This is a genomic window from Spirosoma fluviale (assembly GCF_900230225.1).
Classification (GTDB): Bacteria; Bacteroidota; Bacteroidia; order Cytophagales; family Spirosomataceae; genus Spirosoma; species Spirosoma fluviale.
Genome location: NZ_OCNH01000005.1, coordinates 156,336 through 169,935 on the forward strand (window position 1 = coordinate 156,336; position 13,600 = coordinate 169,935).

Here is a 13,600-nt window from a genome sequence, read left to right on the forward strand (position 1 = left end):
ACAATGATTGAACTCATTCTTATTGCTATTCTGAGTCTGTTGGCTCAACTTTTTCTTCCCTGGTGGAGCCTTGCTATTGTTGCTTTTAGTATTTGCTTCTGGCGCAGCCAACGTGCCGGTGGGGCCTTTTTACAGGGGTTCGTGGGTGTAGGGGTTGTGTGGCTAGGCTACGCCCTACTAGTTCATACACAAACCGATGGCATCTTTATCGGACGCATGAGTGAACTGCTTTTCAAAACAAACACCAACGTGCTTCCCTTGCTGGTCGTTACCCTATTAAGTGGCCTTGTAGGCGGCTTGGCAGGCTTATCAGGTTTTCTGGTTAAAAAGGCAACGGCAAATTAATCCGTTCGGATCACTACCGCTTAATCTGGTTCTTAATTCGATAAATCCCTCTACCTTTGTACTATAAACTGTTAACTAACTGATTCATTTCCTGTGAAGAATGCCTCATTAATTCTGAACGTCGTCCTGACGATTGCCGTAGCTGTACTATACTACCTACATTTTAAAGGCCCCCAGGCAGAAGCTGACTCTGCCGTAAAAGCACCTGTAGAAGCCAAAGGCCGGGCTATTGTCTATGTAAACGTTGACTCGCTGCTAACCAAATACGATTACTTTAAAGACACGCAGAAAGTTCTTGAGAGCAAGCGTTTCCAGTTGGAAAACGATCTGGCTGCCAAAGGCCGGAATTTACAGAATAAAGTGGCTTTCTTTCAGCAACGTGCTGCTACCATGACGCAGGAGCAGGGCCGTGCTACCGAAGCATCGCTTCAGAAAGAACAGCAGGATATTCTGGCCTTTCGGGAGCGTGCCGCACAGGGTCTTGCCAGCGAAGAACAGGACAAGAACAAGCAGTTGTATGACCAGATCTACGACTACCTCAAAAAAGAGAATGCTACCAACAAATATGAATTTGTGCTGGGCTACACAAAAGGTGGCGGTATCCTGTTCGCCGACCCATCCGGCGACCGCACCAGCAAAATTCTGGCCGGTCTGAACAAAGAATACCAGGCGAAGCAAACTAAGAAGTAAATCTTCCTGCCTCTTAAGCAGGTATCGATCCATCCGGCTACTAAGCGAGAGTTTAGTAGCCGGATGTGCTTTTTTTGTGGTCAGACAAACCTCTCTCACTTTTCGGATGTTCATGGTCTTACCAAGTTACCTTTATGTTTCAATTATGGATGTATGACGTACCCACGGGTTTCAACCCGTGTTCTTGAAAAATAAACACGGGTTGAAACCCGTGGGTACGTTATACATCACATATCCTACATCAGTACATGGCTACCGCTTCTATTGTTAAACAAGTTGATATCCGAAACCGACGGGCTTCGTTTGAGTATTCGTTTCTGGAAACCTATACCGCTGGTATTGTCTTGACGGGTACAGAAATAAAATCCGTTCGGCAGGGTAAAGTGAACTTGCAGGACGCTTACTGCCTGATTCATGGCGATGAACTGTTTATTCGTCAGATGAGCATATCCATTTATACCGAAGGAACGCACTACAACCACGAACCCCTCCGCGACCGGAAACTGTTGCTGACAAAGCGCGAAATCCGGCGACTTGCCGAGAAACTGAAAGATCAGGGGCTCACTATCGTACCCATCCGTATGTTCACGAGCGAACGCGGGTTTGCCAAAGTCGATATTGCCTTGGCGAAAGGGAAGAAATTGTACGATAAGCGTGACAGTATCAAAGAACGTGATGTAGAACGGGAGATGCAACGGGAACGATATTAACCGTGATCTGTATCAAAAAATAGTAGTTTTGTAGAGTAATAGAGTACCATTCCTTTCACTGGTGTTGTGTGTTGCTCCTTTTGTCTATTTATTACTTCGTTAATTTTTATCATAGCTATTGTCGTTATGTGGATAACTCTGTAACTTGCTACCGTACAGAGGCTCTAAACGCGATATGGGTAGGAAAGTATTAGTCTTAAATCAAGATTACAGTGCATTCAGCATCTGCTCCGTTCCCAAAGCATTCTTGCTGGTTTACTTAGATAAAGCAGAACTTGTTGCAGAATCTGAGCAGTTCATGCTTCGAACCGTTTCGGCAGAATACCCCATGCCATCGGTCATTCGTCTTCACCGGTACGTCAGTCTGCCTTACAAGGGCGTTATGCTTACCCGGCAGAATATCTTCAAGCGCGATGGGCATCATTGCCAGTATTGCGGCACCACCGAAGACTTGACGCTGGACCACGTACTGCCAAAATCGAGAGGAGGTAAGACCAGTTGGGACAACCTGGCCACTGCCTGCAAGCGGTGCAACTCCCGAAAAGGCGATTATACGCCCGAGGAGGCAAATCTTAAATTACGGCAGAAGCCATTTAAACCAACCTTCCTGGTTTTCCTACGTGAATTTTCAGGCTCCCTTGAGCAAAGCTGGATGCCGTTCTTGGCGAAAAAGGAAAAAGCATTCAAGTAAAAGGAGTAAAGGGCCGAGGGGGAGAAAGGGATCATGCCATGAGCAAACTCCTTTCTCCCCCTTGGCCTTTTCCTCCTTTTATCCTCTCTCTCAAAGACTTTTGCCAGTTTCGAAACTTTTTTTGGAAAGCATTTGCTATCTTTGCAGTCCTTTTTCAAAAGGAAAAAATTCACAACTAAAGTCAGTCCGCCATTGACCCACGGGCTGATGTACTGAGGGGGTCAGGGAAACTTTTTTTATGAGCAAAACGCAGCAACGCGAACTGCCGGCATTTGATTGGGACCGGGCAGACAACAAAGGGTTTGGAAGCGGCTATTCGGTTGAAGAACACAACCGGATGTTGGAACTTTACGACAACACCTTGTCGGAAGTTAAAGAGAAAGAAGTGGTAATGGGAACCGTCGTTGGGATAACGGACCGGGAAGTACTACTCAACATCGGCTTCAAGTCGGATGGCTTAGTGCCAGCTTCTGAATTCCGGGATATGCCGGACCTGAAGATGGGTGATGAAATTGAAGTTTACGTAGAAAATCAGGAAGACCCGAACGGCCAGCTGGTACTCTCTCGCAAAAAAGCGAAAGTGATCACCGCCTGGCAGAAAATTCAGCGTGCACTGGACGAAGACCTCGTTATCGATGGTTTCGTTAAGCGCCGGACAAAAGGTGGCCTGATCGTTGATATTTTCAGCATTGAAGCGTTCTTGCCAGGTTCGCAGATCGACGTGAAGCCAATTCGCGATTTCGACATCTTCGTTGGTAAGAAAATGGAGGTTAAAGTCGTTAAGATCAACTATGCAAACGACAACGTAGTCGTTTCGCACAAAGTCCTGATCGAGAAAGACCTCGAAGCACAACGTGCTCAAATCCTGAACAACCTTGAAAAAGGTCAGGTACTGGAAGGCGTTATCAAGAACATGACAAACTTCGGTGTGTTCATCGATCTTGGTGGCGTAGATGGTCTGTTGCACATCACGGATATTTCGTGGGGTCGTATCAGCCATCCATCCGAAGTGCTGCACCTCGACCAGAAGGTCAACGTGGTTGTACTCGACTTCGACGAAGACAAGAAGCGTATTTCGCTGGGTATGAAGCAACTGCAGGCTCACCCCTGGGATGCTCTGGCTGAAGACATTCAGGTTGGTTCGAAAGTGAAGGGTAAAATCGTGAACGTAGCTGATTACGGCGCGTTCCTCGAAATTCAACCGGGTGTTGAAGGGCTGATCCACGTGTCAGAAATGTCGTGGTCGCAGCACCTGCGCAACCCACAGGAGTTCCTGAAAGTTGGTGACGAAGTAGAAGCACAAGTGCTGACGCTGGACCGCAACGATCGTAAAATGTCGTTAGGCATCAAACAACTGACGGAAGATCCCTGGACTCGTCCAGAACTGCGTACGAAATACGCCGTTGGCACGAAGCACAAAGGCATGGTACGTAACCTGACAAACTTCGGCCTGTTCCTCGAACTGGAAGAAGGTATCGATGGTCTGGTACACGTGTCTGACCTATCGTGGACGAAGAAGGTGAAACACCCTTCGGACTTCATCAAGGTTGGTGACGAACTCGAAGTACTGGTACTTGAACTGGACGTCGATAACCGTCGTCTGGCTTTAGGTCACAAGCAACTCGAAGAGAACCCATGGGATACGTTCGAAACCGTATTCGCTGTTGGAACCATTCACCGTTGCACGATTCTGAACAAGAACGACAAGATGGCCACTCTCGAACTGCCCTACGGCATCGAAGGCTTCTCGTCGCTTAAGAATTTGGGCAAAGAAGACGGTACCTTCGCTGAAGTTGGCGAAACGCTCGACTTCAAAGTAACAGAGTTCTCCAAAGAAGAGAAGCGCATCATGCTCTCTCACACGAAAACGTGGGGTGAGAAAAATGAGCCTGTTAAGGAAGCCAAAGCTCCCAAAGTTGCCGCTCCGAAAGCAGCATCAGCACCGGCTCAGGCCGATCGTGGAGCTACCCTGGGCGACCTCGATGCACTGGCTGCATTGAAAGAGCAACTGGAAGGCCGGAACTAAGCCGTTTCGCCTTAAACGATATAAAATGCCCCTGGCCTTTGTGGCTTAGGGGCATTTTTTTGAGAAAGCGTTTCCTTATAAAGGATAAAGTCCTATCTTTGCACTCCCGGACGCTTGACTCGTCATCTTTGGGGTCAAATTGGTTCCGTGGCCGAGTGGCTAGGCAGAGGTCTGCAAAACCTCCTACAGCGGTTCGAATCCGCTCGGAACCTCACTTACTTTAAATGCCATTTAACTAGCTTTCTATATCAGAGGCCGGTTAAATGGCATTTTTTTATGGTTGATTAGCATTACTCTATAGAAAGAGAAGGAAAGGTTACAAGGTTCTTAATTAGAAACAATATAAATAAAATGGGCTTTGAAATAACTAAAGATCAATTTTTGCCTATACAGCAATCGTGTCGTACTTTTGGGGGCTAATAAAATAGCAGTGCTGATTATGTTGATCAACTCAAAAAATATAGTTCATAAAATGAGTCGCTTCTATAAGCTTTGCGTGGCTATCGTCCTATCGCTGACGCTGTTGGTTTCCAGCAGTCAGGTGAAAGCGCAGGATGCGGCAGCAGGTGGTGCTCCAGCCGCAGACGCGGCTGCCCCTGCGGGCGGTGGTGATGTTGAAAAAGGAAAGTCGCTGTTTACCAATAACTGCGCACAATGCCATGCGGTAACCGCTGAGAAAGTTGTTGGACCTGGTCTGAAAGGAATTGAAGAGCGGGCACCAAGTAAAGACTGGCTGCACAAGTGGATTCGGAACTCTTCGGCTCTGATTGCCTCGGGTGATGCCTACGCTAATCAGGTATTCAATGCCAATGGTAAAGTTCAGATGTCGAGCTTTCCGAACTTGTCCGACGCTGACATCGATGGAATTCTCGCTTACGTTGATCAGGCCAGTAAGCCGGCAGCTGTTGCCTCGGTAGCCGGTGCTGACAATACTAAAAACGCCGGCGGTGCTGGCGGAGCAGGTCCATCAACTGGTGGCCCTTCAGAACTCTTCACGTTCGTTCTGGTTGCTCTGCTGATCGTTATGTTATTAGTGCTTGGCGTTTTACTAGCAATCGTAACAATCCTGTCGAAAGCGGTAACGCCAGCGACAGCTGATGGTACACTGGCAGCTTCGTCGTTCGGTCAGCGGTTAAAAACGGGTCTGTCCGATGCATTCAATAACCCAACACTTCGCTCAATCGTAATCTGGTTGTTTCTGTTAGTTGTAACGAAAGCAACCATCGACGGTGCCTATAGCGTTGGTGTACAGCAGGGTTATGCGCCAAAGCAACCAATCGCCTACTCGCACAAACTGCACGCCGGTCAATACAAAATTGACTGTAATTACTGCCATACAGGAGCACAAAAGGGTAAGAGTGCAACGATTCCTTCGGCCAACATCTGTATGAACTGCCACGGCGTCATCAAGAAAGAGTCGCCAGAAATTCAGAAGATTTATACGGCTATCGAAAAGAATCAGCCAATTGAATGGGTTCGGGTGCACAACCTCCCTGATCTGGCTTACTTCAACCACGCTCAGCACGTAAACGTTGGTAACGTAGCGTGTCAAACCTGTCACGGCGAAATCGAGAAGATGGAAGTGGTAGAACAGCGGTCGTCGTTAACGATGGGCTGGTGTATCGACTGCCACCGCCGGACGGAAGTAAACACCAAAGACAACGCGTACTACGATAAGTTAGTGGCTTTACACAAGAAAGAAAGTAAAGACGCACTTAAAGTAGCCAACATTGGTGGTCTGGAATGTTCTAAATGTCACTATTAATTTAATGTATAGGAACAGTTGAAAGGAAGCTGATTCCGTTTCATTTTGTCGTATACATTCTCATTTTAACCATTGCCGCATACAACACGCATGGAAAATACATCTAAACGGTATTGGAAAGGGGTTGAAGAATTACGCAATGACGCGACGTTTGTCAAGAACGCCAATAGCGAATTTGCTAATCCAGACCTAAGTGAATCATCGAATGACCTGGACGGTTTGCTCGGTGGCTCAAATACCCAACGCCGTGACTTTTTGAAAGTAATGGGCTTTGGTATGGCAGCCGTATCGCTGGCAGCTTGCGAAGCACCAGTTCACAAGGCCATTCCGTACATTAATAAACCAGAGTTCACGTTCCCGTCTATTTCCGATTACTATGCGTCTACGTATAGCGAAAATGGTGATTATGCGGCTGTATTGGTTGAAACACGGGAAGGTCGACCTATTAAAATAGAAGGTAACCCACAATCAAGCATAACGAAAGGCGGTACAACTGCCCGTGTTCAGGCCTCTGTTTTATCATTGTATGACATTGATAAACTGAAAGGCCCCAAGCGTGGCGAGACAGACATTGACTGGTCAACTGCTGACCGTGAAGTTGTCAATCAACTTAACGCAGCCGCTGCAAAAGGCGCTGGTATCCGGATTGTTACATCAACGATCCTGAGTCCGGCTACGAAAGCGGTTGTAGCTGATTTCGTAGCTAAATACCCGACGGCGCGTCACATCATGTACGATGCTAACTCGGTATTTGGTCTTGTTCAGGCAAACCAGACATCGTTTGGTAAAGCGGTTGTTCCTTCCTACGATTTTAGTAAAGCAGAAACGATCGTTAGCGTCGGTGCTGACTTCTTGGGTACGTGGGTAGCTCCGCTTGAGTTCATGAATGCGTATGCGAAAGGCCGTAAAATTGGTGCTGTCGGAAATGGTAAGAAAACCATGTCGCGTCACTATCAGTTTGAAACGGGCCTGTCAATGACGGGTGCCAACGCCGATTACCGGACGCCGATCAAACCATCGCAGGAAGGTTTGGTTGTGGCTGCACTTTACAATAAAGTAGCGGCTAAGTTAGGTGGTACGGCTGTCGGTACGCCTTCGGTTACAGTTGAGCACTTAGACAAAGCAGCCGCCGATTTGGCCAAGTCACGTGGTAAGGCGCTGGTTGTTTCGGGTTCGAACGATCCTAACGTACAAGTCATTGTCAATGCTCTTAATAACCTACTGGGCAGCTATGGCAGCACGATTGATATCAATACGCCGGTCAATTACCGTCAGGGTAATGACCAGCAAATGAATGCCTTCATCAACGAGGCAAAGGCAGGTCAGGTTGGCGCGGTTCTGTTCTTTGGAGCTAATCCAGTGTATGACCACCCTCGTGGCGCTGAACTGGCAGAAGCGTTGCCGAAAATTGCTTTATCGGTGTCTTTTGCCGACCGGGCTGATGAAACGGCTTCGTTATCGAAATTTATAACCCCAGCTCCTCATTACCTCGAATGCTGGAACGATGCTGAGCCAAAGCAGGGATATTACAGCCTGACGCAGCCAGCTATCACGCTCATTTTCAAAACTCGTCAATTTCAGTCGAGCCTACTGACATGGGCCGGTAAGCCTGCTGATTATCAGGTTTATCTGAAAAACTTCTGGCGGACAACACGCTATCCACAGGCCACGGGCTTTAGCTCCTTCGAAGCTTTCTGGGTACAGTCGCTGAATGATGGTGTGTTTGAACCAAACAAAGCAGCTGCCGCTACGGGTGGTGCTTCATTCGCTGGTAACGTAGCTCAGGCTGCTGCTGGTATTGCTCAACGCTACAAGCCAACGACCGGTATGGAGTTATCTCTGTACGAATCGGTTGGTGTCGGTACTGGAGCTTTCGCTAATAACCCCTGGTTACAGGAACTTCCTGATCCGGTTTCGAAAGCGTGCTGGGACAATTACGCGGCCCTGTCGCAGAAAACGGCCAATGACATGAAACTGGCCCAGAATGATCTAGTAACAGTTACGGTCAACGGCAAATCCGTTGAGTTACCGGTGCTGATTCAACCCGGTCAGGCTGATAACACGGTGTCTATTGCGGTTGGATACGGTCGTGAAAAGGCGGGTAAGTCAGCAAACGGTGTTGGTAAGAATGCCTATCCATTTGCGTCGGTTACCAATGGTACGGTAAACTTTGCTTCGTTCACGGCTACGGTAGCGAAGGCGAGTGGTCGTCATGAGATCGCCCAAACACAAACGCACGATACCGTAATGGGTCGTCGGGCGGTATTGCAGGAGTCGAAACTGGCTTCTTATCAGAAGAACCCTAAGGCTGGTCGCTACGAGCCTAAAGTACAAACCTCTGTAGGACCAACCGACCCAACCGATATTACGCTCTGGAATGGTTACGGTAAGCCGAACCACTCATGGGGTATGGTTATTGACCTGAACTCCTGCGTAGGCTGCGGAACGTGCGTAGTTGCCTGTAATGCTGAAAACAATATTCAGGTTGTTGGCCGTCAGGAAGTGCTCAACCGTCGTGAAATGCACTGGATGCGTATCGACCGGTATTACAGCAGCGACGCCGAAGCTGAGGATTTCTCGGGTCTTGAAGTTGCTTCGGCCAATCCGGAGATTACTTTCCAGCCTATGCTTTGCCAGCATTGCAGCAATGCTCCCTGCGAAACGGTATGTCCGGTATTGGCTACCACACACAGCACGGAAGGGTTGAACCAGATGACGTACAACCGTTGCGTTGGAACCCGTTACTGCGCGAACAACTGCCCATATAAAGTGCGTCGTTTTAACTGGTTTAAATACCACGATAACGATAACTACGACTATCATTTCAATAATGACCTGGGCAAAATGGTCATTAACCCAGATGTAACGGTCCGCTCGCGTGGTGTTATTGAGAAGTGTTCGTTCTGCGTACAACGTATCCAGGAAACGAAACTGACCGCTAAGAAAGAGCGTCGTCGGTTAGCACCTGATGAAGTTCAGACCGCCTGTTCGCAAGCTTGTCCAACCGATGCGATCACATTTGGTGACATGAACAATCCGGAGAGTACAATCTCCAAAATTTTGGTTGAAGAACTGGAAGGCCGTGCATTCCACGTGCTGGAAGAGATCAACGTGAGACCGCAAATCTCGTACCTGACTAAGATTCGGAACAAAGACGAAGAAGCTAAGCATAACGAGAATGCTCGTCAGGAAACAAACGCATAAATAAATCACAAGTTACGTGGGTTGGTTTTAGAACAATCTGGGGTCACAAAGCGTAATTTGTCTATCGTAAATCATACATCGTAAATCAGTAAATTATATGTCGCATGTTACATCAGCCGTAAGAACTCCCCTCGTCACCGGTGGTAAAACCTACGCCGACGTGACGGAGGATATCAGCAGACAGGTTGAGGGAAAACCCACTCGCGAGTGGACGATTGCCTTTACCATCTCGGTGATTGTGCTACTTTACGGAACCGCCTGTGTATTCTGGACCTGGTGGGAAGGCCTGGGTGTTTGGGGTCTTAACAAGACTGTTGGCTGGGCGTGGGATATTACCAACTTTGTATGGTGGGTAGGTATCGGTCACGCCGGAACATTGATCTCGGCTATTTTGCTTTTATTCCGTCAGAAGTGGCGGACAGCAGTAAACCGGGCGGCTGAAGCCATGACGATCTTCGCGGTATTGTGTGCAGCAAGCTTCATTCTAATGCACATGGGTCGGCCTTGGTTGGCTTATTGGGCGCTACCGTTGCCTAACACATTTGGGTCGTTGTGGGTGAACTTCAAATCCCCTCTTGTATGGGACGTATTTGCTATCAGCACGTACTTTACTGTATCCCTCGTGTTCTGGTACATGGGTTTGATTCCTGATCTGGCTACTATTCGTGATCGTGCCCGGAGCAAAGTATCCCGGTATATCTATGGCGCATTTGCTATGGGTTGGAACGGTTCGGCAAAGACATGGGCTCGTTATGAATACATGAGTTTGATTCTGGCCGGTCTGTCGACACCTCTTGTACTTTCGGTACACACGATTGTAAGTATGGACTTTGCTACGTCGGTTATTCCAGGATGGCACACTACTATTTTCCCTCCTTACTTCGTAGCTGGTGCTATCTTTTCGGGATTTGCCATGGTGCAGAACCTAGTGTTAATCATCCGGGTCGTTTTCAAACTGGAAGATTACATTACCATCGAGCACATTGAGTCAATGAACAAGGTCATCACGCTAACCGGCTCTATTGTTGGTGTGGCTTACCTGACAGAGTTTTTCATTGCCTGGTACTCGGGTGTTGAATTTGAAAGTTATGCGTTCATCAACCGGGCAACCGGTCCATACTGGTGGGCTTACTGGGCCATGATGACTTGTAACGTAATTACGCCACAGTTATTCTGGTCACGGGCTATCCGCCGGAGCATCGTCTGGACGTTCGTTCTGTCGGTTATTGTGAACATCGGTATGTGGTTCGAACGATTCGTAATTATCGTTACATCGCTGCATCGCGATTACCTGCCATCAAGCTGGGCGATGTTCCACCCAACACTGTTTGACATAAGCGATTATATTTTCTCGTTCGGTTTCTTCTTCACCCTGTTCCTACTGTTTGCGAAATTCCTGCCGGTAGTTAACATGGCCGAAGTTAAAACGATCATTAAATCATCGTCCGAGAAACTGCCGGTTTCAGTATCGGGAGTGGCAAAAGGAGAACGCGTCGCCAATCCGACGTTCAATAAAGACGTAGAATAAGATAGTTTTAGGTTTGCAGTTCCCGGAGGATTGATGCGCAGGCAACCGGGAACTGTAAACGAAACTGCAAACTGAATTAATCATGTCAGATGTAAATGGTAACGGTAAGTTCTTAGTCGGCATCTATGATGATGACGATGTAGTGCTGAGTGCCGTTAAAGAAGTTAAAGGAGCGGGCGTTCGGATTCAGGAAGTCTACTCGCCGTTTCCGATTCACGGATTAGATGTTGCCCTTGGGCACCCTCGTAGTCGCTTAGGCATTGCTGCTTTCTTGTTTGGGCTAAGTGGTACCCTTACTGCATTGGCACTGACATATTACACGGAAGGTTTTGACTGGCCAATGATTGTTGGTGGCAAGGATTCGTACTCGCCCGTAATCTATGTACCGATTATTTTTGAATTAACGGTATTATTCTGTGCGCTGGGTATGGTCGGTACATTCCTAATCTCGAATGGTATGGGACCAACAGTTAAGCCATTAATGTATGACCTCCGAACCACTGATAACAAATTTGCGATGGCCATTGACCTGAGCAAAAACAATATTGGCGAAGGTGATATAGAGCAGATTTTGAGAAAATCAGGTGCTGCTGAAGTCAACATCAAGCAGTTCTAACGATCAGTATAAGGATGATAACTAACCATAAAAGTGTTACTACAGCACTAGCTATTATCGGACTGTTAATCACGGGTACGTCCTGTGAAAGAGGTCATGATGATACGGGGACTGTTTATGCCCCTAACATGTACGAATCTGTTGGATACGAGCCTTACCGTCAGATCCGCCCGAATACAATAAATGTAAGGGAGAATGGTCTCAACATGCGTTTGCCGGCTCAGGGTACTGTTGCACGTCCTAATTACCATACAACATTTAATGAAGGGGCTTTTAAGACCACAGATTTGATGATGTATAATATTCCGGCTGACAGCATAGGTATTGCAGAACGTGTTTTAACAAATCCCATTCAGGATTCGGAGAAGACGCTGGCTGAAGGTCAAGTGCTATATACCCGTTATTGCAGCCATTGTCATGGTGCAACGGGCAAGGGTGATGGACCTGTAGCTGCTCAGTATAAAGGTGTTCCAAACTACTCGGCAGATGCGTACAAGACTATGAATGACGGACATGTTTTTCACGTCATTACCCATGGTAAAGGTCGGATGTGGCCACATGGCTCGCAAATCACACCAGAAGATCGGTGGAAGATTGTACAATACGTTCACAAACTCCAACAAGGATAAATGACGGTGAATGCACCAGCCAATACTAATTCAGTTTTGGCTGTAAGCATCCAGGGTCTTTAAATTAATTGACAAACCAATAAGAATGGCATCGGCTCACGCAATACCGTCCTTAGACGAAGAATTTGAATTTACTGCGGACTCCAAACGTCGGTTAATGATCGGTATTGGAGCCGGAGTCGCGTTAGTAGCAATTGGCGCATACCTGTTGGCATCGGGCGTTGGATCACATGAAACCCATGTGGTACATGAAGCTGGTGCTGGCGCTCATGAAGGCGGTGGTCATCATGCATACAAATGGACTAACCGTTTGTGGGCTAACGTATGGCTAAACGCTGTCTATTTTGCAGGGGCTTCGGTTATCGGGATGTTTTTTATCTCGTATAATTATTTAGCCCAGGCAGGCTGGTCATCGGCATTTAAGCGTATCCCCGAGGCTCTACCCGCTTTTTTACCGTTTACCGGCATTGCCATACTGGCGGTATTCTTTTTAGCGGGACATGATTTGTTTCACTGGCTGAACCCTGCCTTATTTGACCCATCGAGCGCTGAATTTGACCCGATCATTAATGGTAAAAAAGGCTTTTTAAATATGCCCTTCTACCTAACCCGTATCGTTCTCTATTTTGCCTTGTGGTACATGATGTGGCGTGTTATTCGGAACTACTCAATTCAGGAAGACCTGGAAGGTGGTACAGAATATTACGATAAGAGTATTAAACTGGGAACGGCCTTCCTGTTAGTGTTTGGCGTTACTTCGTCAACATCGGCGTGGGACTTCGTTATGTCGATTGATACCCACTGGTTCAGTACTATGTTTGGCTGGTACACGCTGGCTAGCTGGCACGTGACTGGCTTGGCAATAATTACCTTAACGGTTGTTTCATTAAAGGAAAAAGGCTACTTAAAAATTGTCAATGAAAGCCATTTACATGACCTTGGCAAGTTCATGTTTGCTTTCAGTATCTTCTGGACGTATGTATGGTTCGCACAGTTTATGCTGATCTACTACGCCAACTTACCGGAAGAAACAATCTATTATCGTGAGCGTTTTAGCGGGTTTGGCGGGATTTATAAAGCGCCATTCTTTGTTACTTTATTCCTGAACTTCGTGTGTCCATTCTTAATCTTGATGACACGCGATGCCAAGCGTACGTACATAATTTTGAAGCTGGCTGCCTGGTGTATTATTATCGGTCACTACTTTGATTTCTACGTTAATATTATGCCAGGAACGGTAGGTGAGCACGGTGGTTTTGGTCCGATTGAATTCGGTATGATTCTTATTTTCGCGTGTGGTTTTATCTGGAGTGTTTCTAGTCAGTTAACAAAGGCGAATTTGATTCCAAAGAATCACCCGATGCTGGTAGAGACATTACACCATGATATTTAATTT

General features: G+C 47.2%; 11 protein-coding genes and 1 tRNA gene. All 12 read left to right on the forward strand.

Going from position 1 to position 13,600, the window contains the following annotated elements:
- The first annotated feature begins 3 nt into the window (after positions 1–3).
- The 12 genes from CRO74_RS23745 to CRO74_RS23800 all read left to right on the forward strand — a co-directional run bounded on the left by CRO74_RS23745 (position 4) and on the right by CRO74_RS23800 (position 13,597).
- On the forward strand, positions 4–345 hold the full coding sequence (locus CRO74_RS23745) for a hypothetical protein (RefSeq protein WP_097129580.1): 342 nt from the start codon (positions 4–6) through the stop codon (positions 343–345).
- A gap of 93 nt (positions 346–438) precedes the next feature.
- Complete coding sequence (locus tag CRO74_RS23750; protein ID WP_097129582.1) at positions 439–1,035, forward strand: OmpH/Skp family outer membrane protein; 597 nt, start codon at positions 439–441, stop codon at positions 1,033–1,035.
- Positions 1,036–1,283: 248 nt separating this feature from the next.
- A complete protein-coding gene (gene smpB, locus CRO74_RS23755) occupies positions 1,284–1,745 on the forward strand; it encodes an SsrA-binding protein SmpB (RefSeq protein WP_097129584.1) in 462 nt (153 codons plus the stop codon).
- Positions 1,746–1,920: 175 nt separating this feature from the next.
- Positions 1,921–2,436, forward strand: a complete 516-nt coding sequence (locus CRO74_RS23760) for an HNH endonuclease (protein ID WP_012930120.1) — start codon at positions 1,921–1,923, stop codon at positions 2,434–2,436.
- 238 nt (positions 2,437–2,674) lie between these two features.
- Positions 2,675–4,462, forward strand: coding sequence for a 30S ribosomal protein S1 (gene rpsA, locus CRO74_RS23765; RefSeq protein ID WP_097129586.1), 1,788 nt, complete (start codon positions 2,675–2,677; stop codon positions 4,460–4,462).
- A 141-nt stretch (positions 4,463–4,603) separates the two neighbouring features.
- Positions 4,604–4,674: transfer RNA gene (locus CRO74_RS23770), tRNA-Cys, on the forward strand.
- A 227-nt stretch (positions 4,675–4,901) separates the two neighbouring features.
- Positions 4,902–6,227 carry a c-type cytochrome gene (locus CRO74_RS23775; protein WP_097129588.1) on the forward strand — a complete coding sequence of 442 codons (1,326 nt, stop codon included), beginning with the start codon at positions 4,902–4,904 and terminating at the stop codon, positions 6,225–6,227.
- A 90-nt stretch (positions 6,228–6,317) separates the two neighbouring features.
- Positions 6,318–9,431, forward strand: a complete 3,114-nt coding sequence (locus tag CRO74_RS23780) for a TAT-variant-translocated molybdopterin oxidoreductase (RefSeq protein WP_097129590.1) — start codon at positions 6,318–6,320, stop codon at positions 9,429–9,431.
- Between the two features lie 97 nt (positions 9,432–9,528).
- Positions 9,529–10,959, forward strand: coding sequence for an NrfD/PsrC family molybdoenzyme membrane anchor subunit (gene nrfD / locus CRO74_RS23785; RefSeq protein ID WP_097129592.1), 1,431 nt, complete (start codon positions 9,529–9,531; stop codon positions 10,957–10,959).
- An 82-nt stretch (positions 10,960–11,041) separates the two neighbouring features.
- Positions 11,042–11,575, forward strand: a complete 534-nt coding sequence (locus tag CRO74_RS23790) for a DUF3341 domain-containing protein (RefSeq protein ID WP_097129594.1) — start codon at positions 11,042–11,044, stop codon at positions 11,573–11,575.
- 14 nt (positions 11,576–11,589) lie between these two features.
- Entirely contained in the window at positions 11,590–12,204 is a 615-nt protein-coding gene (locus CRO74_RS23795; protein WP_097129596.1) for a c-type cytochrome, read from the forward strand.
- 85 nt (positions 12,205–12,289) lie between these two features.
- Positions 12,290–13,597, forward strand: coding sequence for a quinol:cytochrome C oxidoreductase (locus CRO74_RS23800; protein ID WP_097129598.1), 1,308 nt, complete (start codon positions 12,290–12,292; stop codon positions 13,595–13,597).
- Positions 13,598–13,600: the final 3 nt, after the last annotated feature.